This window comes from Sphingomonas hominis (assembly GCF_013328205.1).
GTDB classification, from domain to species: domain Bacteria; phylum Pseudomonadota; class Alphaproteobacteria; order Sphingomonadales; family Sphingomonadaceae; genus Sphingomonas; species Sphingomonas hominis.
The window spans coordinates 728,216-750,369 of record NZ_JABULH010000001.1 but is presented as its reverse complement, the minus strand read 5'-3'; the positions used below and the strand labels follow the sequence as shown (position 1 = coordinate 750,369).

The following is a 22,154-nucleotide window of genomic DNA, read 5'->3' as shown; positions in this document are numbered from 1 at the left end:
ATGTTCGAGTAAACCGGATCGGGCCGATCAGATCAAGACAGTTTCCCTGCTATATGTCCTTTTATTGCGTACCGAGTGCTTGATGGAGATTATCAGTAACCGTTCAACCGCGCGAAACGGTCACGATGATGCGCGGCGTTGCCCCACATCACCTCCAGCACCGCGGCGCGTTTCAGGTACAGGCCGGCATCATATTCGTCGGTCATGCCGACGCCGCCGAACAATTGCACCATCTCGCGGCTGACAAGGCGCAGCGCCTCGCCCGCGGTGGCCTTGGCCAGGCTCACCGCCTGGTCGACGTCGGAGCGACCGGCGTCGATCGCCTCCAGCGCGCCTTCGACCGTGGAGCGCATCAGCTCGATTTCCGTCAGCATCTTCGCCATGCGATGCTGGAGCGCCTGGAAGGTGGACAGCACCTGACCGAACTGCACGCGCTGCTTGAGGTAATCGAGCGTCTGGTGGAACGCGCTGTCGGCCATGCCAAGCATTTCGGCGGCCGTGATCGCGGCGGCACGATCGGCGACCTGCGCGGTGAACTCGGGTCCACCCAGCTTCTCCGCCGCCGCGCCGTCGAAGCGCACCTCGGCGTGGCTACGTCCGTCGGCCATTACGCGCGGCGAGACAGTGACGCCGTCACCCTTCGCAACCAGGTACAAGCCGTCCTGCGCGGCGACCACGAACACGTCGGCGCCGTCGCCTTCCGCGACAAACGCTTTGGTGCCGGTCAGCTTGCCCGCGTCGACCGTTGTCTGCACGTCGAGGCTATGCGTCGCGCCTTCATCGATCGCGAGCGTGGCGATGGCCTCGCCGCTGGCGAGCTTGGGCAGCCATTCCTGCTTGGCGGCGTCGGACGAGCCCATCACGATCGCGCTCGCCGCCACCGCGGTCGACGACAGCGGAGAGGCGGCAAGGTTGCGCCCGAGCTGCTCGACGACGAGGCCGAGCGAGAGATAGCCGAACGCAGACCCGCCGAACTCCTCGGGAACGACGACGCCGGCCCAGCCCATCTGGCCGATCGCGCTCCACGCCTCGGGATCGAAGCCGGTCGCAGGCGCGGCGTCGCGCAATTTACGAAAGGCGGTGACCGGGCTCTCATTGTCGGCCCATTCGCGCGCCATATCGCGCAACATCACCTGTTCGTCGTTCAAAGCGGCCATGTGTCGTGTCCTCGATAGCGGTCGCGGCGATGGTGGATGAAGGAGCCAAGCCGGGGAGGAAGGGACGTTCTGTCGCGTCCGCTTCCTCGACCCAGCCCTCTCCGGGCGCGGCGATACGATGCCGCCGCACCTACCTCGTGATTACTGGTGGTCGAGCATCCCCAGGATGCGCTTGGCCACGATGTTGTTCTGGATCTCGGACGAGCCGCCGTAGATCGACACCGCCTTGCCCCACAGCCAGGAACGGGTCTGCGTCAGCTCTTCCTCGCTGAAGCCTTCGCCTTCCCAGCCCAGTCCCTGCATACCCATGATTTCGATGTTGAGCTCGGCGCGATCCTGCGTGATGCGCGCGCCGACGTTCTTCATGATCGAGGTCGCGGCGGACGGCCCGGCATTGCCCTTCGCCTCCAGCGCGGCGCGGCGCAGCGTCAGCGCGAACGCGCGCTGGTCCATCTCGTGCTTGACGATGCGGGTGCGCAGGTCGGCGTCGGCGATGCGGCCTTCGGCATCGGTGCCGCGATATTTTTTGGCAATGTCGGGCACGGTCTTGCCCGCGTTCATCCTGCTCGCCGAACCGCTGCCGCCCGACAGCGAGTTGCGCTCGTGCTGGAGCAGGCGCGTGCCGATGGTCCAGCCCTGCCCCTCCTGCCCGACCAAATTCTCTTTGGGCACGCGCACGTTGGTGAAGAACGTCTCGCAGAACGGCGACTGGCCGCTGATCAGGCGGATCGGCTTGGTCTCAACCCCTTCGGCGTCCATGTCGATCAGCAGGAAGCTGATGCCGGCATGCTTCTGCGTCTTGTCGGTGCGAACCAGCGCGAAGCATTTGTCGGCCCATTGGCCACCGCTCGTCCAGGTCTTCTGCCCGTTGACGATATAGTGATCACCATGATCCTCAGCGAAGGTCTGCAAGCTGGCTAGGTCCGAACCCGCGCCCGGTTCCGAATAACCCTGGCACCAGCGCACCTCGCCGCGGACGATGCCGGGTATATGCTGCTGCTTCTGCTCCTCGGTGCCATATTCGAGCAACGTGGGCCCGAACATCATCACGCCCATGCCGCCGATCGGGTTGTAGGCACCGGCGCGCGCCAGCTCCTCCTGCACGATCCGCGCCTGCGCGCGATCGAGCCCGCCGCCGCCATATTCCTTGGGCCAAGTCGGCACGCCCCAACCCTTGTCGCCCATCGCCTCGCGCCATTGACGCTGGTCGGCGTTTTCGTCGCTCGGCCCTTCGAGCGCGGACATGCCATTGTCGGTGCCGCGCAGCGATGCGGGGAAGTTGGCCTCGATCCAGCCGCGCACTTCCTGGCGGAAGTCGTCGGCCGCGCCGGCGGGACGGGTCTGTTCGGCGGCAGTCGCCATCGCGTCAGTCTCCACGTTCTGAATAAACGGTATGGCGATGCTCATGCCATAATCGTGCGGCGCTGCAAAGGGTGAAGCGCTTCCCCGATCAGTTCTCGCGTCCGGGTCGCCGGCTAAGCCCGACGTCTAGGTGCGCGCCCGCATCCACCAGCATCACCTCGCCGGTGATCGCGCGCATGGCGGGGTCGAGCAGCAGCGCGATCGGTGCTGCGACTTCGTCGGGGCCGGTGGCGAGCGCCATCGGCGTCGCGGCGGCGATCCTGGCGTTGAGCTTGGCGAAGCCTTCCTCGCCCAGCCGCTTCTCGAACCAGCCGGTCCCGACATAGCCTGGCGCCACCGCATTGACGCGGATCGCGGGCGCGAGGACGCGCGCCAAGCTCTTGGTCATGGTGACCAATGCGCCTTTAGCGGCGGCGTAAGCGACCGAGGAGCCGATACCGAACACGCCCGCGACGCTGGCGACGTTGACCACCGCACCGAACGGGCTCTCACGCAAGGCGGGTGCAGCGGCGCGGATCATCTGGAACGCGGCAATGACGTTCAACTGGTAGATGTCGACGAAGTCGGCGGCATCGAGCGCGTCGAGATCCTCGTGCGCGGCAAACTTCGTGCGCCCGGCATTGTTCACCAGGAAGTCGACGCGCCCGAACGCCTCGATCGCCGCCGCGACAAGGCGGCGACAGGCGGCGTCGTCGACGATGTCAGCCTGTATCGCAATGGCGCGCTGCCCGACCTGCGCGGCGAGTGCTTCGGCATCGTCGCGGCTTGAGGAATAGTTGATCACGCACGACACCCCGCGCGCTGCCAGCCGCCTGACCGTCGCCGCCCCGATCCCCGTGCCGCCGCCCGTCACGATCGCCACCGCACCTTGCATCATGTCCGTCTCCGCTGGTTTTTCGAAGAACGCGTATGGCATTGACGAACGCGTTCGCCTAGCAATCGCGGGCATGGACGCCCCCACCGACATCGCCGCCCTGCTCGCCGAGGATTTCGGCACCCTGGCCGACTTGATCCGGGTTCACGCGCAGCAGCGACCGGACAAGCTGGCGATCGCCGACGAGACGGCGCGCGTCAGCTATGCCGAGCTAGATCGACTGATGGACCGGGTGGCAGCGGCGTTGCAGAAAGGCGGCACGCGCGCCGGTCAGGCGGTCGCCTCGGTCTCCTACCCCAGCGTCGCGCAGGCGGTCGTGTTCCTGGGTGCGCTGCGCGCCGGTTCCGTCGCGGCACCGATCCAGCCATCGGCGACACCTGCGCAGATCGCGGGCATGATCGCCGACAGCGGCGCCAAGGTCGTGTTCCTGGACGCCGCCAACGCCGACGCGCTGATCGGGCAGGACGTGCCCGCCGAGGTCGTGATGCTGGACGACCTGGAAGCGTGGCTCGCGCCCGAGGGAGCGGCGCCAACACCGGTCGCGGTGCACCCGAGCGATGGATTCAACATCATCTACTCGTCGGGCACGACCGGCGTGCCCAAGGGCATCGTGCAGAGCCACGCGATGCGCTGGCAGCATCTGTCGCGCAACACGGCCGCGGGGTTCGACACCGCGGTGACGCTGATCGCGACGCCGCTCTACTCGAACACGACCTTGGTCAGTTTCCTGCCGACGCTAGGCTGGGGCGGCAGTGTCGTGTTGATGAAGAAGTTCGAGGCGAGGCTCTACCTCGAACTCGCCGCCGAATATCGCGCGACGCACACGATGCTGGTCCCGGTCCAATATCAGCGGATCATGGCGCTTCCCGACTTCGACGATTTCGACCTGTCGTCGTTCCGCTTCAAAACGTGCACCTCCGCGCCGTTCAAGCCCGAGTTGAAGCGCGACGTGGTGGCGCGCTGGCCGGGGCTGCTGGTCGAATACTATGGCATGACCGAGGGCGGCGCGAGTTGCGCGCTGAATGCCACCGAGCACCGCGACAAGCTCCACACCGTCGGTCGCCCGCTGCCCGGCCACGAAGTGCGCCTGATCGACGACGACGGTCGCGAGGTGCCCGCGGGCGAGATGGGCGAGATCGTCGGGCGGTCGGGCGCGATGATGAACGGCTATCACGGCCGCGAACAGGCAACCGCCGACGCGACGTGGATCTCGCCAGAAGGAGCCCGCTTCATCCGCCACGGCGACGTCGGCCGCTTCGACGCGGACGGCTTCCTGATCCTGACCGACCGCAAGAAGGACATGATTATTTCGGGCGGGTTCAACATCTTTCCGTCCGACATCGAGGCGGTGCTGGCCGAGCATCCCGCGGTCGCCGACTGCACCGTGGTCGGCGTCGCATCGGAGCAATGGGGCGAGACACCGGTCGGCTTCTACGTGCCACGCGAGGGCGCCACTGCCGGCACCGGCGAGGTGCTCGCCGAGGTCAACGAACGCCTCGGCAAGACGCAGCGATTGTCGGCGCTCTACCAGGCCGACGAGCTGCCGCGGAGCGCGATCGGCAAGGTGTTGAAGCGCGAGCTGCGCGATCGGCTCATCGCGGGGGAGTTCGCATGACGACGTTGCAACAGGTGCTGGGCGGGCTGGAGCCGAGCGATGAGGCAAACGTCTGGCGCGGCACGATCCCCGACAATTGGCTGCAGGGGCGCACCGCTTACGGCGGCCTCTCCGCAGCGGTTGCGCTTCACTGCGCGCTGCAATCGCAGGACGACCTGCCGCCGCTGCGCTCGGCACAGGTCAGCTTCATCGGGCCGTTGTCGGGGCCGATCACGGTCAGCGTCCACCTGCTGCGTCGCGGCAAGAACGCCGCCTTCGTTCAGGCCGATGTCGCGAGCGAGGCGGGGCTGGGGCTGCGCTGCACCTTCGTGTTCATGCGCGCGATCGAGAGCGCGGTCGATCATCGCGCAACCGAAACTCCTGACTTCGCCTGCCCGGCGCCCGGCGACCGCACCTTCAACGGCAATCCGAATGTCGCCTTTTCGCAGAATTTCGAGTTCCTCGACCAACGCGACGCGACCGCGTTGCGACCGGCCGAGTGGCTGCGCTGGACCCGATTGGTCGAGCGCGACGGGCTCGACCCGATGGTCGAGTTGATCGCGATCGGTGACTGCCTGCCGCCCGCGGCCCTGCGGTTGCTGGGCCGCAACGTGCCGCTCAGTTCGATGACATGGATGCTCAACGTTCTAGGCCCCGCGCCCACGACGCGCGACGGCTGGTGGCTGCTGCGTGCGAACGCCGATTACGCGCGTGCCGGATCCTCGTCGCAGCAGATGGGCATCTGGAACGCCGATGGAGAAATGGTGGCCGAGCAGATGCAGTCGGTGGCGCTGTTCGGGTGAGGTCTCACGCCGTCTTCGGCGACCCAGTCTCGAGTCACATCATTCCCGACGATACAATTCGCGACAAATGCACCCGCGGCGGACACAGTCACGCGACAGGCCGCGGCTAGATGACCAACACGGGCGAGGAATGGCCGCGTCCGTGTTCGAGGGATCATCGATGAACAGATTTGTGCTCGCCGCCCTGCTCGGTGCGACCGCGCTGACCGCGGGCGCGGGTGTGCCCGCCATCGCGCAGACCACGCCGCCGGCGCCGACCCGCGATGCGCCACCCGAGCCACGCGGCGGTGGCATGCGCGGCGGCTGGCTGATGCGCGCCGACGCGAACAACGACGGCATTGTCACGCGCGACGAAGTGATCGCCGACGCCGACCGCCGCTTCGCCGCGCGCGACAGCGACCGCGACGGCAAGGTCAGCCGCGACGAGGAGCGTGCCGCGCGTGACGCGCGCCGCGGACCGCCCTCGCCTGGTGCGGACGGGATGGTCCCGCCGCCTCCCCCGACCGGCACGGCCGACTCGCCTCCGCCATCGGACACCCGCGGCGATCATCCGCGCCGCGCGATGCGCCCGCAGACGCGCGAACAGGCCCGCGAGCGCGCGCTCCGCATGTTCGATCGCGCCGACACTAACCATGATGGCCGCGTCGATGCGCAGGAGATCGAGGCGATGCGGCTGCTGATGCGCGCGCGCTTTGCCGGGGCGGGCGACGGCGATCGCCGCGGCTCATTGCCTGGCGACGAGCAGCGCTGAGCGCATGCCGGGCGCGTCAGCGCGACCCGGCACGTTCGCCTTTCACTGGAGGCGCAAATCATGTCAGACGCCGACATCATGGCCGACACCCCCCACCTTCTGCTGGTCGACGATGAGCGTTCGATCCGCGAGCCGCTGGCACAATATCTCACCAAGCAGGGTTTCCGCGTCACCCAGGTCGGCGAGGCGGAGGCCGCGCGCGCGCGTATCGCCGCCTATGCGATCGATCTCGTCATCCTCGACATCATGATGCCGGGCGAGGACGGTCTGTCGCTGTGCCGCCACATCCGCGAGACGAGCGAGACGCCCGTCATCCTGCTGACCGCGCGCAGCGAGGAAACCGATCGCATCGTCGGGCTGGAGATGGGCGCCGACGATTACGTGGTAAAGCCCTTTTCCCCGCGCGAACTCGCCGCGCGCATCAAGGTGGTGCTCCGTCGCACCGCCGGCGGCGGCACGCGGCAGCACGCACCCGATGCGGGTGCCTACGCCTTTGCCGGCTGGGTGCTGAAGACGGGCGAGCGCGCGCTGGTCGACCGCGAGGGCGTGTCGGTCGCGCTGTCGACGGGCGAGTATAACCTGCTGCTCGCGCTGGTGCAGCGCCCGCGACAGGTGTTGACGCGCGACCAGTTGCTCGATCTGACGCAAGGGCGCGAGGCGGCCGCCTTCGACCGCGCGATCGACAATCAGGTCAGCCGGTTGCGCAAGAAGATCGAGCCCGACCCACGCAATCCTGAACTCATCAAGACGGTGTGGGGCGGCGGCTACGCGCTGTCGGCCGAGGTGACGAGGCTGTGACGCGCGCGCGCCTCGGCTGGCCGCAGAGCCTGGCGGGGCAGATGGCGCTGCTGGTCGCGATCGCGCTGTTCGTCGCGCAGGCGATCAACTTTACTTTGGTGCTGCGCGACCGCGCCAACTTTCGCCTCGCCCAGGCGACACGGCCGGTCGCGACGCGCATCGCCGACGCGCTCGAACGCGAGCAGGCGGGGCGCACGCTCAGCCCCGAGCGCGGTCGCGTGCGGCGCGTCGGCGCGAACCCGATCGCCCCCGCGCTGCCGCGCCATCCCGAAGTATCGAGCGAGTTGCGCGACCAGCTGAAAGAGCTCGGCCTGCGCGTCGGCCGGATCGACACCGGGCTGCAACCCCCGCCCGCTAACCCCGACGCACGAGACCGGCGGCTGGGTCGCGACGGGCAGAGCCTGCTCATCGCGGTCGAGCAGCCGGGGCGCGGTTGGCTCACCGTCGTAGCACCCTGGCCGGGCGGCGGCGGCTACATCTTCTGGCGCTTGTTCGCGCAGACGCTGATCCTGTACGTCATCATGCTGACGGCGGTGTTGTGGATCGCGCGCCGCATCTCGCGACCCTTGCGCGCGCTCGCAGCCGCTGCCGACGACTTCGATCCGAGCATCTCCCCCACCCCGATCCCCGAGGATGGCCCGTCCGACGTGCGCGCGGTGACCGCCGCGTTCAACGACCTGCGGTTGCGCGTCACCGCGATGCTGGATGAAAAGGACCGCATGCTCGGCGCGATCGGGCACGACCTGCGCACGCCACTGGCGGCGCTCCGCGTCCGGATTGAGTCGGTCGAGGACGAGCAGGACCGCGCGCGCATGGCCGACACGATCGCGGAAATGAACCGCACGCTCGACGACATCCTCTCGCTTGCACGGCTCGGCCGGCCCAGCGAGCCGGTGACCGAAGTCGATCTCGCTGCGCTGGTCGACGCGGTGGTGGAGGATTTCCGCGATCTCGGCGCCGACGTGACGTTCGAGGAAGCCGAGCGGCTGCGTATCCGCCTCCGCCCCTCGCTGATCCGCCGCGCGATCCGCAACTTGATCGAGAATGCGATCAAATACGCCGATGGCGCCACGGTGACGCTGCGGCCGAGCGCGGATGCGGTGGTGATCTCGGTCGGCGATCGCGGCCCCGGCATCCCGCCCGACCGGCTCGCCGACGTGTTCGTGCCGTTCACCCGGCTGGAGACGTCGCGCAATCGCGAGACGGGTGGGATCGGGCTCGGCCTCGCGCTCGCACGCGCTATCGTTGAGGAAGCCGGCGGGCAGATCGCGCTTAGCAATCGCGACGGCGGCGGGCTCTGCGCGGAGATCAAGCTGCCGCGCGGACGATGAGCGAGCGCGGCACACCAAGAGGCGACGACGATCCAGGCTGATCGACTCGGCAGGTTATGGCTGCCGCTTCCGTGCCGTTCTCGCATCCGGTCGCAGCGCTCGGCATGAGCCCAGAGCCCGCCTACCAGCAGGCGTCGGCTGCACGTTCGCCGCGCCACTCTGCCAATCGCCGCTTCGTCGCGGGTGACAGATCGTTGGGCAGATCGCCCGGCGCGAAGAAGCGTGCGGTCGCGAGTTCAACACCGTCGGCGATCGGCTCACCCGCTCCCTTGGCAACGAAGAGGTCGATCGTGTCGCGGCGACCTTCCGCCATCGATCGGTAACGCGCGAACAGGCTCGGCTCCGCGGCACGCAGTCCCGTCTCCTCGCAGAGCTCACGCCATGCCGCATCGATCGGCGCTTCGCCGTGCTTCACCCCGCCGCCCGACAGCCTCCATCGCTGCGCCCCATAGCGAGCCGAACCAGCAGCACCCGGCCAGAAGCATCATGGCCCAGCACCTCGACGCCATGCGTCTCCATCCGCAGCAGCGCGAGTGCGCGACGCCGGACGGCATAAGCGAAATCAATCAACGACCGCACGTGTGGCTCCGCTTGCCGCCCTTGCCTCGAACGCGCAACCACGCGACAGGGCGATCATCTTAAGGGGTGCCGCCATGTCCATTCAATCCGACCGCTGGATTCGCGAGCGCGCGCTCGCCGATGGCATGATCGAGCCGTTCGTCGAGGCGCAGCGGCGCGAGTCGTGCATCAGCTACGGCCTGTCATCCTACGGCTATGACGCGCGCGTGGCGGATGAATTCAAGATCTTCACCAACGTCGACAATGCCATCGTTGACCCCAAGGACTTCGCGCACAACAGCTTCGTCGATCGCAAGACCGACGTGTGCATCATTCCGCCGAACAGCTTCGCACTGGCGCGGACGGTGGAATATTTCCGTGTGCCGCGCGACGTGCTGGTGATCTGCCTCGGCAAGTCGACCTATGCGCGCTGTGGGATCATCGTCAACGTGACCCCGCTCGAGCCCGGCTGGGAGGGTCATGTCACTTTGGAGTTCTCGAACACGACGCCGCTGCCCGCCAAGGTCTATGCCAACGAGGGCGCGTGCCAATTCCTATTCCTCAAAGGCGAGGAACCCTGCGAGGTCAGTTACGCCGACCGTGCAGGCAAATATATGGGGCAACGCGGCGTGACGTTGCCGCGGTTGTAAGCTGCGGATCGGCAAGCGCGGCCGATCGGCGCGATGCTATAAGAAGCATCAGATAGACGGACGCGTCCGCATAAGACGGGTATCCAGCCTCTCACCTCCCGTACAAAGTCGCGATCAGATGTGAGTGGCGCTGCCTCCATGCGATGGCGCCCCCCGATTCGCGGATCGAGGCAGTCGCACCGCTCGTGACGACAATCATTCGACCTTAGTCAAACTCGCCGGCCACGATCTCAGCCAAGCCCCATCGCCGCAACCCCGAGCGACGCGTGACTTAAAACACGCGCCACCCATCCGATCAGATCAACGCGCCGCCAGTGTCTCGCCCAGCCGCGAGAGGCCGCGCTGCGCCACGTCGTGCGACGACATCGTGCCGCCGTCCGCCAGTTCAAGCGCGACCGGCTGTGCCGCGAGCACGTCGTCATACAGCGCGCGTGCCTGCGAATTACGGTTGGTGCGGGCATAGACCGCCGCGAGGTTCAGCAACACCTCGGGGCGCCGCGGATAGATTGCGCGCTCGGCCGACAGCGTCGCTTCGGCCTGGGACAGATTGCCGGCGGCGATCGCGGTGTAGCCGGAACGATCCTTGGCCAACGCCGGAGTCGCAAGCAGACCCGCGACGACGAGCAATGAGCAAATACGCATGACCTTCTCCTCTCGTTTCACTTTTGTGACACTGTGATGTCACTTTTGCTACACGCGAGCAAGTACAAAGCGTCGAGGAAACAAGGTCGGCACGAGTAGCTAACGCGTAGCCTGGCTTAGGCCGACTACGCACACAGCTGGGCTTGGAGGAGAATAAACCCACGCCCACACCGTGTGCAGTAGCGAGCCGACAGTTAAACACAGCTTATCGCTGTGAGGCACCTCATGGGGGAGCCATGTGAGCCCGAAGCAACGAGGGCGATCACCAGTGGTTTCGCGGGCAGTAATCCGAAGCGAAGTGGTATCCGGATCACGTCTGCTCGCGATATTGAGCGACCCGGGCGAGCCTACGTCAGCAAGTCCGCCCGTACGAACTAACTGCCGTGAACCGTACCTGCCAAAACAACGAAGGGCAGGTACTCCGTATCGGAGTACCCGCCCTACCGTGTTCAACCGATGGCGCTATGCGCGCGATCAGAAGTCCTTGTAATATTGCTCGTTGCCGACGAAGCCAAGCTTGGTCACCGCCGACCGTTTGATCGTGGCGAGCGTCTTGTCGACGACTTCGTAGCGCGAATTGCGGTCCGGCTGGAACTGCAGCTCGGGCTCCGGCTTGATGTTCGCCGACGTATCGAGATACTGGCGCAGCGTCGTCTCGTCGACCGGCGCGCCGTTCCACGTGACCAGTCCTGCCGCGTCGATCGCGATCTTGTTCTTGATCGGGTCGACCGGCGGCTTGACCGCGTTCGGGTCGTTAACCGGCAAGTCGACCTTCACCGCATGGGTGGGGATCGGAAGGGTGATGATGAACATGATGAGCAGCACGAGCATGACGTCGATCAACGGCGTCGTGTTCATCTCCATCATGGGTTCGCCGTCGTCGCTCCCCGCACTCATTGCCATAACAGCTACTCCTCTGGCTGGGTGTCAGGCGCCGCCGACGCCGGGTTGCGAGATGAAGCCGACGCGCGCGAAGCCCGCCTGCTGCATGTTGAAGATGGCGCCGCCGATGCAGTGCCACGGCGTGTCGACGTCGCCGCGAACGTGCGCTTCGGGCAGTTCGAGGCCAGCGGCGTTCGGGCCGCCCTGACGATCGATCTCCGTCTTCAGCTTGGCAACTGCCCGGTCGAGCAATTCCTTCTGCGTGACGGGGGTGACGCCCCAATAAACCTTGCACGCGCCCGATGCGTCCGAGGTGATCGAGAGTGACACGTTCTCGGGCTTGGTGGCGGTGGGATCGAATCGGACGTCAGGCAGCTTCACCTTGACCGTCTGGATCGCGACCGGAACCGCGATCAGGAAGATGATGAGGAGCACCAGCATCACGTCAACCAGTGGCGTGGTGTTGATGTCCGATAGAGGTTTCTCGGTGGCGTCGCCACCAACACTCATCGCCATAAGCCAGGCTTTCCTATTCTTCGTCCAACGGGAACGTCCGCTGGGTCAAGTGGCGGGATCGCGCCGCTTCCGACGCGATCCCTCCATCTTTCTTACGCGCGGGTCTGCACGCCACCCGCCTGACCGGCGGTGGCGGTCGCGCCGGCCGGCTTCACCGGCGCCTTGGCCGGGCTACCGATCGACGGACGAACCTTGCCGTTCGAGGCGAGGAAGCCGAGCACGTCGTTCGAGAAGGCCGACAGGTCCTCCGCGATCGACTTGTTGCGGCGCTGCAGCCAGTTGTAGGCGAGCACGGCCGGAACCGCGACGACCAGGCCGAGTGCGGTCATGATGAGCGCCTCACCGACGGGGCCGGCGACCTTGTCGATCGACGGATCGCCCGACGCGCCGATCTTGATCAGCGCGCGGTAGATGCCGACCACGGTGCCGAACAGGCCGATGAACGGCGCGGTCGCGCCAACAGTTGCGAGGAAGGCGAGACCGCCGCCCAGCTTCGAGTTGATCGCGGCTTCCGAGCGCGCGAGCGAGCCGTGGAGCCAATCGTGCGCTTCGACCGGATCGGTCAGCTGCGCGTGCTGGTCCTGCGCGGCCAGGCCGTCGTCGACGAGCTGCTTGTAGGCCGAGTTCTTGTCCAGCTTGGCCGAGCCCTCGCGCAGCGAGTTCGACGACCAGAAACCTGCGCGCATGCGCTTGGCCTGGTTGATGATCTTCTGCTGCTCGAACAGCTTCGAGAACAGGATGTAGAACGACACAACCGACATCAGCACCAGGATGGTGAAGACCGACTGCGAGATGATGCCGCCTTCTTCAAGCGCCTGTTGAAGACCGAACTGGTTCTCGGCGGCCACGGTTCCACCCGCGGCCAGAATGGTGGTGATCATGCGGTTGTATTCCCTTTAAATAGCTTGGCTCGTGTGTCGTTTGGCAATCAGTCGCGCGGCAGGACCCAGCGGACCGGCAGCGTGTAGCTGGAGGCAGTCGGGTTGCCGGCGGCATCGATCGCGGGCGAGAAACGCACGCGGCTTTTGGCGATCCGGCAGGTGGCCTGATCAAGCGCCGACGAGTTGCTCGACGTCGTGACAACGCAATCCGTCACACGACCATCAGTGCCCACCGTCAGCTTCGCGACCACACGACCTTCCTCTTCGGCGCGAATGGCCGAGGGAGGATAATTGTCGGCGCCGAAATACTGGCCCGGATTGCCCTTCAGACCTGCAGCCTTGCTGACCGCGGGCGGTGCAGGCGCAGGAGCTGGCGCCGGTGCCGGCGGAGCGGGCGGCGCAACAACCGGCGTCGGGATGTATACCGGCGGCGGATTGGGCGTTGTCGCGATCACGACGGGCGGCGGGTTCGGGTTGCGCACGATCGGCGGCGGCGACACGACCGGCGGCGGCGACATCGGAATGTCGGGCGGCGGGGGCGGCGGTTCGTCCGGCGGCGGGGGCGGCGGCTCTTCCACGTCGAACGTGTTCAGCTTCTCAACCTGCTTCTTCACGAAGTTGGTCGCGAGGCCGGTCACGAAGGCGTAGCCGAGAGCAAGGTGGACCAATGCCACAATCACCAAGGCGGTGATCTTGCTCCCGCTCATCTTCTGGTCAGAATAGGCCATTCAGCAACGAAACTCCCTCATCCTGCGGCCCTGTTGGGCGGTCGGACAAACCCGACCGTCGAAAACAATCCACGACCCCCCTTGCGGGAGTAGCCGTAGCGTCATCGGTTCTATCGCGGCACTGGAAGCGACGCAAACGCTTTGTCGGGCGCAACAAACGTACAAGCGCGTGATGACAGAATAATTTCTGTTTCGTTCACCTGTGTCAGCGTATTGATGAGCCATGTTTGTCCGCTTCGCCGCCGCCCTGATCGCCGTGCCTCTGACTCAAATGGGCGCTTCACCCGTCGGTGCGCAGACCGCGCCTGTCAACGCTGTCGGAGTCGTAGATCCCGGCATCGGTTACGCCGACCTGGCCGACCTGGTGGTCGCCAGCCCGCTGATCATCGACGCCACCATCCGCTCGGCCTTACGGATCAAGGGCGCCGAGGCGGCAGGCGTCGCCGCCAATGCGGCGCGCTTCTACGTCGAGGGCGATGTGGTGACCCTGGTGCGCGGCACCGGTGCGATCCCGGCGCGCGTCGGCTGGCTGGTCGACGTGCCGCTCGACGCGCGTGGGCGTGCGCCGTCGCTCAAGAAACAACGCGTGCTCGCGTTCGCGCGTCCGGTGGCAGGACGGCCCGAACAGATCCAACTCGTCGCGCGCGACGCGCAACGCCCCTGGTCGCCTGCGACCGACGCGCTGACCCGCCGCATCGCGACCGAAGCCGCAGGCGCCGACGCGCCGCCAGTGGTGACAGGTGTCAAGAGCGCCTTCTTCGTGCCCGGCAGCCTGCCCGGCGAAGGCGAAACGCAGATCTTCCTGACCACGCAGGACAATCGCCCCGCCGCGCTGTCGGTGCTGCGCCGGCCCGGCGAGCAGCCGCGCTGGTCGGTCGCGCTGAGCGAAGTGATCGATGAGAATGCCACCGCACCCACGCGCGACACCTTGTTATGGTATCGCCTGGCCTGTTTCCTGCCCGCGGCGCTGCCCGCAAATGCCGCTGCCGCGCTCAGCGAAGAAGAAGCGGCGCACGCGCGCGAGGATTACGCCTTCGTCATGACGCAGCTCGGTGGTTGTCGCGCCGGCCTGCCCGGCGCCGGAGCCCCGCTCAGCGCCGGTGACGGACCAGCGTGATGCCGATCGCCTCGACCGCCTCGGCGATGGCGAGCTTGACGATCTTGATCTTGACCCGCTGAACGCGCGTATCCTGCAGGAACAGCGTCTCGCAGATATGGTCCGCGACCGCCTCGATCAGCGTGAAATGCCCCTGGTTCTCCAGCGCGGTAGTCGCGGCGAACTTCAGGTCGAGGTAGTTCTTCGACGCCGACAGCGGCGTGTCGGGCGCGAAATGCGCCGGCGCGTCGAGCAGCACGGTGAGCGAGATGCGCAGCGGCTGCGGCAGCAGCGTTTCTTCGGAATAGATGCCGGTCAGCACCGGCACTTCGAGGTCGTGAACTTCCAGTTCGAGTGTATCGTCCATCCCCGCGCCGTTAGCGTGCGGTGCGGACCCGCGCCAGCCGCGGTGTCCGCCTTCGTGCGTGACGCTCCACGCATCGCTTGCGTTCACACGCGCCTCCGCTAAGGGCGCGGCGCCCGGCGGTGTCGGCGATGGCGAGGCTCGCATGAGTGCTCGAAGCAGAGGAAGCTGAGTGACGCAGTTGGTGCCGATCGGACAGGTGGACGCGGACGCGGTGGAGCAATTGCTCGACCGCGCGTTCGGCCGCGACCGGTACGGCCGCACGGCCTATCTGCTGCGTGCGGGCACGCAGGCGATCGCGGCATTCAGCTTTGCGGCACTGGACGGCGGTGAGCTGCTCGGCACGATCCAATGTTGGCCAGTCTGGTTCACCGGTGATGATGAGGGCGACGGCAACGGGCGCGCACGCGTGCCGCTGGTGCTGGTCGGCCCGGTCGCCGTCGCGCCCGAGCGGCAGCAGAACGGGGTCGGTCGGCTACTGATGCAGGCGGCGCTGGCGGCGGCCGAGGACGGCGACGCGCTGATGCTGATCGGCGATCCCGAATATTACGGCCGCTTCTTCGGCTTCTCGGCCGAGCGTACCGCCAACTGGCGCCTGCCCGGCCCGTTCGAGCACCGCCGCCTGCTCGCGCGCGGGCGTCATGTTCCGGCGGGCGCCGGGGCGATCGGCCCGCGTGTCACCGCCGACGAGTGAGGTGAACGCCGCGCCTTTACCCGCGGGTCACCCGTCCCTACTTCGCATGACATGCCGATGGCGCCTTTACCCGATTTCGATACGCTGACCGTCGCCGATATCGCGCGACTGGCCGACAGCGACCGTCTGCCGCCGGTCGAGCGCTGGAACCCGCCGCATTGCGGCGACAGCGACATGCGGATCGCGCGCGACGGCACGTGGTTCCACCAGGGATCGCCGATAGGCCGGCCGGCGATGGTGCGCGCGTTCAGTCGCATCCTGCGGCGCGAGGCACAGGGTGGCTACGTGCTGGTGACGCCGGTTGAGAAGCTCGACATCCAGGTCGAGGATGCGCCCTTCGTCGCGGTCGAGATGAAGGTGGAGGGCGCGGGCGAGGCGCAATCGCTTGCCTTTCGCCTCAACACCGGCGACCTCGTCACCGCATCGGCCGATCACCCGCTGCGTTTCGAGGAGCATGACGACGGGCCGCACCCGTATCTCCACGTGCGCGGCGGGCTGGAAGCGCTGATCGCGCGCGCGATCTATTATGATCTGGCCGAACTGGCGCTGGCGACCGAGGGCGACGTGCCCGGCGTGTGGAGCGGCGGCACCTTCTTTCCGCTGACCCCCGCGGGCAAGTGAGCGACGCACCCGATCTGCCCTCGCTCGCCGAGCGGCTGGCGACGGCATTGGTATCCCCGCACGAGGTCGCGATCCTCGTCGGCGACCGCGACGACCTGCCCGCGCACGAGACACTGACCGCCGCCGCGGTGCTGATCCCGATCACCGATCGCGCACGGCCCGGCGTGATCCTGACGCAGCGGGTCGAGACGCTCCGCAAGCATGCCGGTCAAGTCGCCTTTCCCGGCGGGCGGATCGACCCCGGCGAGGACGCAATCACTGCCGCGCTGCGCGAAGCGGAGGAAGAGGTCGCGCTACCGATGTCCTCGGTTGAGGTGATCGGGCCCACCGACCGCTATCGCACCGGCACCGGTTACACGATCACGCCGATCGTCGGGGTGGTGCCGCCCGACCTCCCGCTCCACCCGAACGAGGGCGAAGTGGCCAGCGTGTTCGAAGTGCCGTTGGACTTCCTGCTCGATCCCGCCAGCCACCGCGAACGCACGATCGACTGGCAGGGCGCGGAGCGAACCTATTGGGAGATGACGTGGGAGGATCGGCGGATTTGGGGCGCGACGGCGGGTATGATCGTCAACCTGTCGCGGCGGCTGCGATGGACGGCGTGACCGCGGCGACGCTGCCCGACGCGGCGTGGCGCCACCGCGCAGGACTGACGCGATTGGCGGAGGTGCTCGGCGCCGACCATGGTGAGGCGCGCTTCGTTGGCGGCGCAGTGCGCGACACGTTGCTCGGGCTCGACGCGCACGACATCGACCTCGCCACCGTCCACGCGCCCGACGAGGTCGTGCGGCGGCTGGAGGCGGCCGGCATCAAGGCCGTGCCGACCGGCATCGCGCACGGCACCGTCACCGCGGTGTCGTCGGGTGCTGTCGTGGAGGTGACGACGCTGCGCCGCGACGTGTCGACCGACGGCCGGCACGCGGTGGTCGCTTACACCGACAACTGGCGCGAGGATGCGGCGCGCCGCGACTTCACGATCAACGCGCTCTACGCCGATCCGTCGAGCGGACGAGTGTACGACTGGTTCGACGGCCTCGCCGACCTGTCCGCCGGGCGCGTTCGCTTCATCGGCGATCCGTACAGCCGTATCGCGGAGGATCACCTGCGTATCCTGCGCTTCTTCCGCTTCCACGCGCGCTTCGGTGACGTCGTCGACGCCGACGGGCTCGCCGCCTGCGTCGCGCGCGCCAACGACCTGATGGCGCTCAGCCGCGAGCGCGTCGCGGCTGAACTGACCAAGTTGCTGGTTGCGCGCTCGGCGGTCGAAGTGGTCGCGTTGATGGAGGCGGAAGGCATCTTCCGCCCGATCGTGCCCGAGGTCGATGCCAGCGGCGTGGAACGGCTGCGCACCCTGGCCGCACGCGAGCACGATGCCGGCGTCGCGCCCGACGCGATCCGCCGACTCGCGGCGCTGCTACCGAACGATGCCGCGGAAAGCGTCGGCGCACGGTTGAAGCTGAGCAACGCCGATCGCAAGCGGTTGGTCCTCGCGACCGCCGGCGCGGGCGACGAGGGCGCGCGCGGTCTCGCCTATCGCTGCGGCATCGACATTGCGCTCGACCGGTTGCTGCTCGCCGGCGCGGACGTATCGGCGTTGGACGAATGGGTAGCGCCGCGGCTGCCGATCTGCGGCGGCGATCTTGTCGCGCGCGGGCTGAGCAAGGGGCCGCTCGTCGCGCAAACCCTCAAGCGGATCGAGTCTCGCTGGATCGCGGAAGCCTTTCCCGATGCGCCGCGCACCGCCGCGATCGCCGACCAGGAGGTCGCCGCCGCGCTGACGCACGCGACCTAACGGTTGCGCGTCAGCAGAAAGCGGTAGGCGTCCTCCGCATCCAGCGGCTGCGCGAAGGCGTAACCCTGCCCCGCCGTGCAACCCAGCCCCGCCAGCGTCTGCGCGACCTCGTGCATCTCGATCCCCTCGGCGACCGTCGACATGTTGAGTGCCTGCGACAGGCTCAGGATCGCGCGCACGATCGCGATCTTGTCGCGGTCGCCCAACATGCCGGTGATGAAGCTGCGATCGATCTTGAGCACGTCGATCGGCAACTTCTGCAACGACGCGAGGTTGGAGAAGCCGGTGCCGAAATCGTCCATCGCGATCGTCAGCCCGAACGATTTCAGCGCGGTCAGCATCCGCGCCATCCGCGCCGGCTCCGCGATCAGCGCGCTCTCGGTCAATTCCAGCTTCAACCGCTCGCCCGACATGCCCGAGGCGGCCAGCGCATGCTCAACCACGTCGGGCATCGAGTCGCGCTGAAGCTGGATCGGCGACACGTTGACGCCGACGCGGATCGCGTGGCTGGCGTCGCCGCGCCGGTCCCAGCCCGCGAACGTCGCCAGCGCGGCATCGATCGCCCAGCGGCCGAGCGGCACGATCAAGCCCGATTCCTCAGCCACCCGGATGAACTCGGTCGGCTGGTGCTGCACCCCGTGCTCGTCGGTCCAGCGCGCCAGCGCCTCGAAACTCTCCACCTTCCCGCTCGCGAGATTGCAGATCGGTTGGTAGCGCAGCGTCAGGTCGCCATTCTCGATCGCGCGGCGCAGCGCGGTTTCCATCGCGAACTCGGCGCGCGCCGAATCGAGTGCGCGCGTCTGATAGGCTTCGGCCTTCTTGCTCGCCTTGGACTTCTTCATCGCCACCTGTGCGTGACGGATCACGTCCTCGGGGTACGTGACGCTCGGGTCGCCGAAGGCGATGCCGATCGCGCAGGTGACGCGGATCTCATATTCGCTCAGCCGGAACGGCGTCGACAGTGCAGCCTGCAACCTTTTGGCGACGTGCTGCGCCTCGTCGTCGCGCTCGTCGATCGCGAGCAGGATGCCGAACTCATCGCCTCCGGTACGCGCCAGCGTGTCGCGCGCGCGCAGCGCGCCCTTGATCCGGCGCGCAACCGTGATCAGCAATTCATCGCCCGCCATGCTGCCCAGGCACGCATTGATCCGGCTGAACCGCTCCAGATCGACCATCAGCACCGCCCAGCGCGACGTGCCGCTGGTGATCGTCCCTTCCAGCGCGTCGGTGAAGCCGCCGCGATTCGGCAATCCGGTCAGCGAATCGATCGCCATCTCGCGGCGCAGCGTTTCCTGGATGCGCACCTCGGCGGTCTGATCGACCAAGGCGACGACGCACACCGGCTCCTCGCGCAGCGTGATCCGCGACAGATAGACGCGGAAATACCGCCGCTCGACCTCGCCGCCCGACTGCCAGTCGTGCTCCGCGGTGGCGCTGCCGCTCAGCAGGAATGCGCGAATGATCGGATCGAGGCTGGTGCGCGCACCGATCTGCGCGCGCACGAACGCGCGATTGATCGCCTCGTGCACGACCTCGTCGCCGTCGAGCGCCGCCATCAACAACGGCATCGGCACCAACTCGAGCCCGCCTTGCGCCGCGGCGATTCCGGGCGGCAGGACGTAGGGAGCGGCGCGCGCGACGGTGCGTGCAACGGGGGACAGGCTGGTGACCATCGCTGACAACGATAGCCAACAAGGATTAAGGCCGACTTACCCTTGTTAGCGCGGCCAGCAATCGATCAGAAACGATTGTCGCGCGGAAAGCCATTGGGCGGCATCCGTCCAGCGGCACCGCGCGCGGTGCGCCACGCATTGAGGTCGACCTCGGTCCGCGTGCGGCGGGTCTCACCGCGCATCGTCCAGCTCAGCCCTTGTGCAAACACGAACGTCTTGGCGTCGGCCAGCCCGCCCTCACGGTAGCGTTGCAACTGAACGCCCTGCCCCCGCGCGAGCGCCGGCAGTTCGGCGATCGGGAACACCAGCAGCTTGCGATTGTCGCCGATCACCGCGACGTAATCGTCCTCGCTCGAAACGGGGCGGACGATCACCAGCTTCGCGCCCGTTCGCGGCGACATGACGTTCTTGCCCTTGCGCGTCTCGGCGATCGTGTCGGCGCCCGCCACGATGAAGCCGCGCCCGTCGCTCGCCGCCAGCAGCAACCGCTCGGCCCCGCGCAGCGGCAGGAACGCGACGATCCCGACGCTGCCATCGAGGTCGATCGTCGCGCGCACCGGCTCACCGAAGCCGCGCCCGCCCGGCAGCTTGTCGGCGGCGAGCGTGTAGAAGCGACCGTTGGCGGCGGCGAGCAGCAATTTGTCGGTGGTTTGCGCGTGGAACGCGAAGGCGGGGCCGTCGCCTTCCTTGAACTTCAGCGTCTCGGGCGCGGACAGGTCGACGTGGCCCTTCATCGCGCGGATCCAGCCGCGCTCGGACAGGATCACCGTGATCGGCTCGCGCTCGATCATCGCTTCCAGTGGAATGTCGCGCGTCGGCGCGGCTTCCTCGATCCCCGTGCGACGCGCGCCCAGCGGCGTGTCGGGGCCGTAGCGCGCCCGGACACGCCCGAAGTCGCGCTTCAACCGCGTCCGCTGCCGCGCCTCGCTGCCCAGCAGCAGCGTGAGGTCCGCCTGCTCCTTCTCCAGCGCGGCCTGCTCGCGCTTGAGCTCCATCTCCTCCAGCCGGCGCAAGGATCGCAGCCGCATGTTGAGGATCGCCTCCGCCTGCCGATCGGTCAGCTGGAACTCGGCGATCATCACCGCCTTGGGCTCGTCCTCGGTGCGGATGATCTCGATCACGCGATCGAGGTTGAGGAAGGCGACGATATAGCCACCGACCAGCTCAAGCCGGTCGGCGATCTTGCCCAACCGATGCTCGGTACGGCGGATCAGCACGACGAACTGATGCTCGACCCAGGCCGCCAACGCCTCGCGCAGGCTCATGACCCTTGGCGTGCGCTCCTTGTCGAGCACGTTCAAGTTAAGCGGAATACGCGTTTCCAGGTCGGACAGGCGAAACAGCCCGTCCATCAGCGTCTGCGCATCGACCGTGCGGCTGCGCGGCTCCAGCACCAGCCGCACCTCGGCATCGCTCTCGTCGCGCACGTCGGCGAGAATCGGCAGCTTCTTGTCGTTGATCAGACTCGCGATCTGTTCGATCAGCTTGCCTTTCTGTACGCCGTACGGGATCTGCGAGACGACGACCTGCCAGCCGCCGCCCTTCTCCGTTTCTTTCTTCCATTTTGCACGAACGCGGAACGCGCCGCGTCCAGTGACATAGGCCTCGGTGATCGCCGCCTGCGGATCGACGACCAGCCCGCCGGTCGGGAAGTCCGGCCCCTTCACCAGCGCCAGCACATCGGCGTCGCTCGCGTCCGGCCGGTCGACCAGCATGACCGCGGCGTCGAGCAGCTCGGCGGCGTTATGCGGCGGGATGCTCGTCGCCATGCCGACCGCGATGCCGGCCGCGCCATTCGCCAGGAGATTAGGGAAGGCACCCGGGAACAGCTCGGGCTCCTGCTCCTCGCCGTTGTAGGTCGGGCGAAACTCGACCGCGTCCTCGTCGAGCCCATCCATCAGGTCGATCGCGACCTGCGTCAGCCGCGCCTCGGTGTAGCGATAGGCCGCGGCATTATCGCCGTCGATGTTGCCGAAATTGCCCTGCCCGTCGACCAGCGGATAACGCAGCGCGAAATCCTGCGCGAGCCGCACCATTGCGTCGTAGACCGACTGGTCGCCGTGCGGGTGATACTTGCCGATCACGTCGCCGACCACGCGCGCGCACTTCTTGTACCCGGCCGCAGGATCGAGCCGCAACAGCCTCATCGCCCACAACAATCGGCGGTGAACGGGCTTCAACCCGTCGCGCACGTCGGGCAGCGACCGCGCAGTGATCGTCGATAGCGCGTATACGAGATATCGCTGCGACAGTGCGCTATCGAACGGCGCATCGAGCACGCCCACGGGCGGGTTGTCGGGAAGGTCGGTGATCTTGGTGGGCATCGTTGCCGCACACCTACCAGCCTCGGTGTCTCACGTTAAGAGGCCGTGTCGCGCATGCGCTGA

General features: G+C 67.2%; 24 protein-coding genes. 11 read left to right on the top strand and 13 right to left on the bottom strand.

Going from position 1 to position 22,154, the window contains the following annotated elements:
* Positions 1-92: 92 nt before the first annotated feature.
* From HRV97_RS03815 to HRV97_RS03805, 3 genes are all read right to left on the bottom strand, one after another.
* On the bottom strand, positions 93-1,157 hold the full coding sequence (locus tag HRV97_RS03815) for an acyl-CoA dehydrogenase family protein (protein WP_174192318.1): 1,065 nt from the start codon (positions 1,155-1,157) through the stop codon (positions 93-95).
* A 141-nt stretch (positions 1,158-1,298) separates the two neighbouring features.
* Entirely contained in the window at positions 1,299-2,519 is a 1,221-nt protein-coding gene (locus HRV97_RS03810; protein ID WP_174192713.1) for an acyl-CoA dehydrogenase family protein, read from the bottom strand.
* Between the two features lie 88 nt (positions 2,520-2,607).
* On the bottom strand, positions 2,608-3,396 hold the full coding sequence (locus tag HRV97_RS03805; RefSeq protein ID WP_174192317.1) for an SDR family NAD(P)-dependent oxidoreductase: 789 nt from the start codon (positions 3,394-3,396) through the stop codon (positions 2,608-2,610).
* Between the two features lie 70 nt (positions 3,397-3,466).
* Here HRV97_RS03805 and HRV97_RS03800 point away from each other — a divergent pair, with 70 nt between their 5' ends.
* From HRV97_RS03800 to HRV97_RS03780, 5 genes are all read left to right on the top strand, one after another.
* On the top strand, positions 3,467-5,008 hold the full coding sequence (locus HRV97_RS03800) for a class I adenylate-forming enzyme family protein (protein WP_174192316.1): 1,542 nt from the start codon (positions 3,467-3,469) through the stop codon (positions 5,006-5,008).
* Entirely contained in the window at positions 5,005-5,790 is a 786-nt protein-coding gene (locus tag HRV97_RS03795) for an acyl-CoA thioesterase (RefSeq protein ID WP_174192315.1), read from the top strand. The genes HRV97_RS03800 and HRV97_RS03795 overlap by 4 nt, the downstream gene beginning before the upstream one ends.
* Before the next feature lie 160 nt (positions 5,791-5,950).
* Positions 5,951-6,541, top strand: a complete 591-nt coding sequence (locus tag HRV97_RS03790) for a hypothetical protein (protein ID WP_174192314.1) — start codon at positions 5,951-5,953, stop codon at positions 6,539-6,541.
* A 78-nt stretch (positions 6,542-6,619) separates the two neighbouring features.
* Positions 6,620-7,339 (top strand): response regulator, encoded by a 720-nt coding sequence (locus tag HRV97_RS03785; RefSeq protein ID WP_174192711.1) that lies wholly within the window; start codon positions 6,620-6,622, stop codon positions 7,337-7,339.
* Positions 7,340-7,380: 41 nt separating this feature from the next.
* Positions 7,381-8,670 carry a sensor histidine kinase gene (locus HRV97_RS03780; protein ID WP_174192709.1) on the top strand — a complete coding sequence of 430 codons (1,290 nt, stop codon included), beginning with the start codon at positions 7,381-7,383 and terminating at the stop codon, positions 8,668-8,670.
* A 121-nt stretch (positions 8,671-8,791) separates the two neighbouring features.
* Here HRV97_RS03780 and HRV97_RS03775 read toward each other — a convergent pair whose 3' ends face one another.
* Complete coding sequence (locus HRV97_RS03775) at positions 8,792-9,085, bottom strand: NUDIX domain-containing protein (RefSeq protein ID WP_343044420.1); 294 nt, start codon at positions 9,083-9,085, stop codon at positions 8,792-8,794.
* A complete protein-coding gene (locus tag HRV97_RS17340; protein WP_246248498.1) occupies positions 9,082-9,249 on the bottom strand; it encodes a hypothetical protein in 168 nt (55 codons plus the stop codon). Before HRV97_RS17340 ends, HRV97_RS03775 begins: the two co-directional genes overlap by 4 nt.
* A 74-nt stretch (positions 9,250-9,323) precedes the next feature.
* On the opposite strand from HRV97_RS17340, the gene dcd reads away from it, so the two are divergent.
* Positions 9,324-9,878, top strand: coding sequence for a dCTP deaminase (gene dcd / locus HRV97_RS03770; protein ID WP_174192313.1), 555 nt, complete (start codon positions 9,324-9,326; stop codon positions 9,876-9,878).
* 300 nt (positions 9,879-10,178) lie between these two features.
* Here dcd and HRV97_RS03765 read toward each other — a convergent pair whose 3' ends face one another.
* The 5 genes from HRV97_RS03765 to HRV97_RS03745 all read right to left on the bottom strand — a co-directional run bounded on the left by HRV97_RS03765 (position 10,179) and on the right by HRV97_RS03745 (position 13,527).
* The gene (locus tag HRV97_RS03765) at positions 10,179-10,520 is read right to left on the bottom strand and encodes a tetratricopeptide repeat protein (RefSeq protein ID WP_174192312.1); all 342 of its coding nucleotides are present in this window, start codon (positions 10,518-10,520) and stop codon (positions 10,179-10,181) included.
* A gap of 474 nt (positions 10,521-10,994) precedes the next feature.
* Positions 10,995-11,423: an ExbD/TolR family protein gene (locus HRV97_RS03760; protein WP_174192311.1), complete on the bottom strand. Its 429-nt coding sequence runs from the start codon at positions 11,421-11,423 to the stop codon at positions 10,995-10,997.
* A 24-nt stretch (positions 11,424-11,447) separates the two neighbouring features.
* The gene (locus HRV97_RS03755; protein WP_174192310.1) at positions 11,448-11,918 is read right to left on the bottom strand and encodes an ExbD/TolR family protein; all 471 of its coding nucleotides are present in this window, start codon (positions 11,916-11,918) and stop codon (positions 11,448-11,450) included.
* Between the two features lie 92 nt (positions 11,919-12,010).
* Positions 12,011-12,799: a MotA/TolQ/ExbB proton channel family protein gene (locus HRV97_RS03750; protein ID WP_174192309.1), complete on the bottom strand. Its 789-nt coding sequence runs from the start codon at positions 12,797-12,799 to the stop codon at positions 12,011-12,013.
* 47 nt (positions 12,800-12,846) lie between these two features.
* On the bottom strand, positions 12,847-13,527 hold the full coding sequence (locus HRV97_RS03745) for an energy transducer TonB (RefSeq protein ID WP_174192308.1): 681 nt from the start codon (positions 13,525-13,527) through the stop codon (positions 12,847-12,849).
* A 271-nt stretch (positions 13,528-13,798) separates the two neighbouring features.
* Between HRV97_RS03745 and HRV97_RS03740 the strand changes: the two genes are divergently transcribed.
* Positions 13,799-14,644, top strand: a complete 846-nt coding sequence (locus HRV97_RS03740; protein ID WP_246248497.1) for a hypothetical protein — start codon at positions 13,799-13,801, stop codon at positions 14,642-14,644.
* On the opposite strand, the gene HRV97_RS03735 is transcribed toward HRV97_RS03740, so the two are convergent.
* The gene (locus tag HRV97_RS03735) at positions 14,619-14,990 is read right to left on the bottom strand and encodes a dihydroneopterin aldolase (protein WP_174192705.1); all 372 of its coding nucleotides are present in this window, start codon (positions 14,988-14,990) and stop codon (positions 14,619-14,621) included. The genes HRV97_RS03740 and HRV97_RS03735 overlap by 26 nt on opposite strands.
* 169 nt (positions 14,991-15,159) lie before the next feature.
* On the opposite strand from HRV97_RS03735, the gene HRV97_RS03730 reads away from it, so the two are divergent.
* Genes HRV97_RS03730 through HRV97_RS03715 form a run of 4 tightly spaced genes read left to right on the top strand, consistent with a single transcriptional unit; the run spans position 15,160 to position 18,094 of the window.
* Positions 15,160-15,681, top strand: a complete 522-nt coding sequence (locus HRV97_RS03730; RefSeq protein ID WP_174192307.1) for a GNAT family N-acetyltransferase — start codon at positions 15,160-15,162, stop codon at positions 15,679-15,681.
* Between the two features lie 51 nt (positions 15,682-15,732).
* Positions 15,733-16,302: a DUF1285 domain-containing protein gene (locus HRV97_RS03725; RefSeq protein WP_174192306.1), complete on the top strand. Its 570-nt coding sequence runs from the start codon at positions 15,733-15,735 to the stop codon at positions 16,300-16,302.
* Entirely contained in the window at positions 16,299-16,907 is a 609-nt protein-coding gene (locus tag HRV97_RS03720) for a CoA pyrophosphatase (protein ID WP_425505720.1), read from the top strand. Before HRV97_RS03725 ends, HRV97_RS03720 begins: the two co-directional genes overlap by 4 nt.
* Complete coding sequence (locus HRV97_RS03715; RefSeq protein ID WP_174192305.1) at positions 16,895-18,094, top strand: CCA tRNA nucleotidyltransferase; 1,200 nt, start codon at positions 16,895-16,897, stop codon at positions 18,092-18,094. The genes HRV97_RS03720 and HRV97_RS03715 overlap by 13 nt, the downstream gene beginning before the upstream one ends.
* Here the strand turns inward: HRV97_RS03715 and HRV97_RS03710 are convergent.
* Together HRV97_RS03710 and parC are read right to left on the bottom strand one after the other, a co-directional pair.
* Entirely contained in the window at positions 18,091-19,662 is a 1,572-nt protein-coding gene (locus tag HRV97_RS03710; RefSeq protein ID WP_174192701.1) for a putative bifunctional diguanylate cyclase/phosphodiesterase, read from the bottom strand. The genes HRV97_RS03715 and HRV97_RS03710 overlap by 4 nt on opposite strands.
* A 170-nt stretch (positions 19,663-19,832) precedes the next feature.
* On the bottom strand, positions 19,833-22,091 hold the full coding sequence (parC, locus tag HRV97_RS03705) for a DNA topoisomerase IV subunit A (protein ID WP_174192304.1): 2,259 nt from the start codon (positions 22,089-22,091) through the stop codon (positions 19,833-19,835).
* Positions 22,092-22,154 lie beyond the last annotated feature (63 nt).

What these genes read in the sequence shown, in the direction of transcription:
- HRV97_RS03815 (WP_174192318.1), bottom strand. Translation starts at nt 1,157, where the DNA reads ATGGCCGCTTTGAACGACGAACAGGTGATGTTGCGCGATATGGCGCGC.
- HRV97_RS03810 (WP_174192713.1), bottom strand. Translation starts at nt 2,519, where the DNA reads ATGGCGACTGCCGCCGAACAGACCCGTCCCGCCGGCGCGGCCGACGAC.
- HRV97_RS03805 (WP_174192317.1), bottom strand. Translation starts at nt 3,396, where the DNA reads ATGATGCAAGGTGCGGTGGCGATCGTGACGGGCGGCGGCACGGGGATC.
- HRV97_RS03800 (WP_174192316.1), top strand. Translation starts at nt 3,467, where the DNA reads ATGGACGCCCCCACCGACATCGCCGCCCTGCTCGCCGAGGATTTCGGC.
- HRV97_RS03795 (WP_174192315.1), top strand. Translation starts at nt 5,005, where the DNA reads ATGACGACGTTGCAACAGGTGCTGGGCGGGCTGGAGCCGAGCGATGAG.
- HRV97_RS03790 (WP_174192314.1), top strand. Translation starts at nt 5,951, where the DNA reads ATGAACAGATTTGTGCTCGCCGCCCTGCTCGGTGCGACCGCGCTGACC.
- HRV97_RS03785 (WP_174192711.1), top strand. Translation starts at nt 6,620, where the DNA reads ATGGCCGACACCCCCCACCTTCTGCTGGTCGACGATGAGCGTTCGATC.
- HRV97_RS03780 (WP_174192709.1), top strand. Translation starts at nt 7,381, where the DNA reads ATGGCGCTGCTGGTCGCGATCGCGCTGTTCGTCGCGCAGGCGATCAAC.
- dcd (WP_174192313.1), top strand. Translation starts at nt 9,324, where the DNA reads ATGTCCATTCAATCCGACCGCTGGATTCGCGAGCGCGCGCTCGCCGAT.
- HRV97_RS03765 (WP_174192312.1), bottom strand. Translation starts at nt 10,520, where the DNA reads ATGCGTATTTGCTCATTGCTCGTCGTCGCGGGTCTGCTTGCGACTCCG.
- HRV97_RS03760 (WP_174192311.1), bottom strand. Translation starts at nt 11,423, where the DNA reads ATGGCAATGAGTGCGGGGAGCGACGACGGCGAACCCATGATGGAGATG.
- HRV97_RS03755 (WP_174192310.1), bottom strand. Translation starts at nt 11,918, where the DNA reads ATGGCGATGAGTGTTGGTGGCGACGCCACCGAGAAACCTCTATCGGAC.
- HRV97_RS03750 (WP_174192309.1), bottom strand. Translation starts at nt 12,799, where the DNA reads ATGATCACCACCATTCTGGCCGCGGGTGGAACCGTGGCCGCCGAGAAC.
- HRV97_RS03745 (WP_174192308.1), bottom strand. Translation starts at nt 13,527, where the DNA reads ATGGCCTATTCTGACCAGAAGATGAGCGGGAGCAAGATCACCGCCTTG.
- HRV97_RS03740 (WP_246248497.1), top strand. Translation starts at nt 13,799, where the DNA reads ATGGGCGCTTCACCCGTCGGTGCGCAGACCGCGCCTGTCAACGCTGTC.
- HRV97_RS03735 (WP_174192705.1), bottom strand. Translation starts at nt 14,990, where the DNA reads ATGGACGATACACTCGAACTGGAAGTTCACGACCTCGAAGTGCCGGTG.
- HRV97_RS03725 (WP_174192306.1), top strand. Translation starts at nt 15,733, where the DNA reads ATGCCGATGGCGCCTTTACCCGATTTCGATACGCTGACCGTCGCCGAT.
- HRV97_RS03715 (WP_174192305.1), top strand. Translation starts at nt 16,895, where the DNA reads ATGGACGGCGTGACCGCGGCGACGCTGCCCGACGCGGCGTGGCGCCAC.
- HRV97_RS03710 (WP_174192701.1), bottom strand. Translation starts at nt 19,662, where the DNA reads ATGCCGTTGTTGATGGCGGCGCTCGACGGCGACGAGGTCGTGCACGAG.
- parC (WP_174192304.1), bottom strand. Translation starts at nt 22,091, where the DNA reads ATGCCCACCAAGATCACCGACCTTCCCGACAACCCGCCCGTGGGCGTG.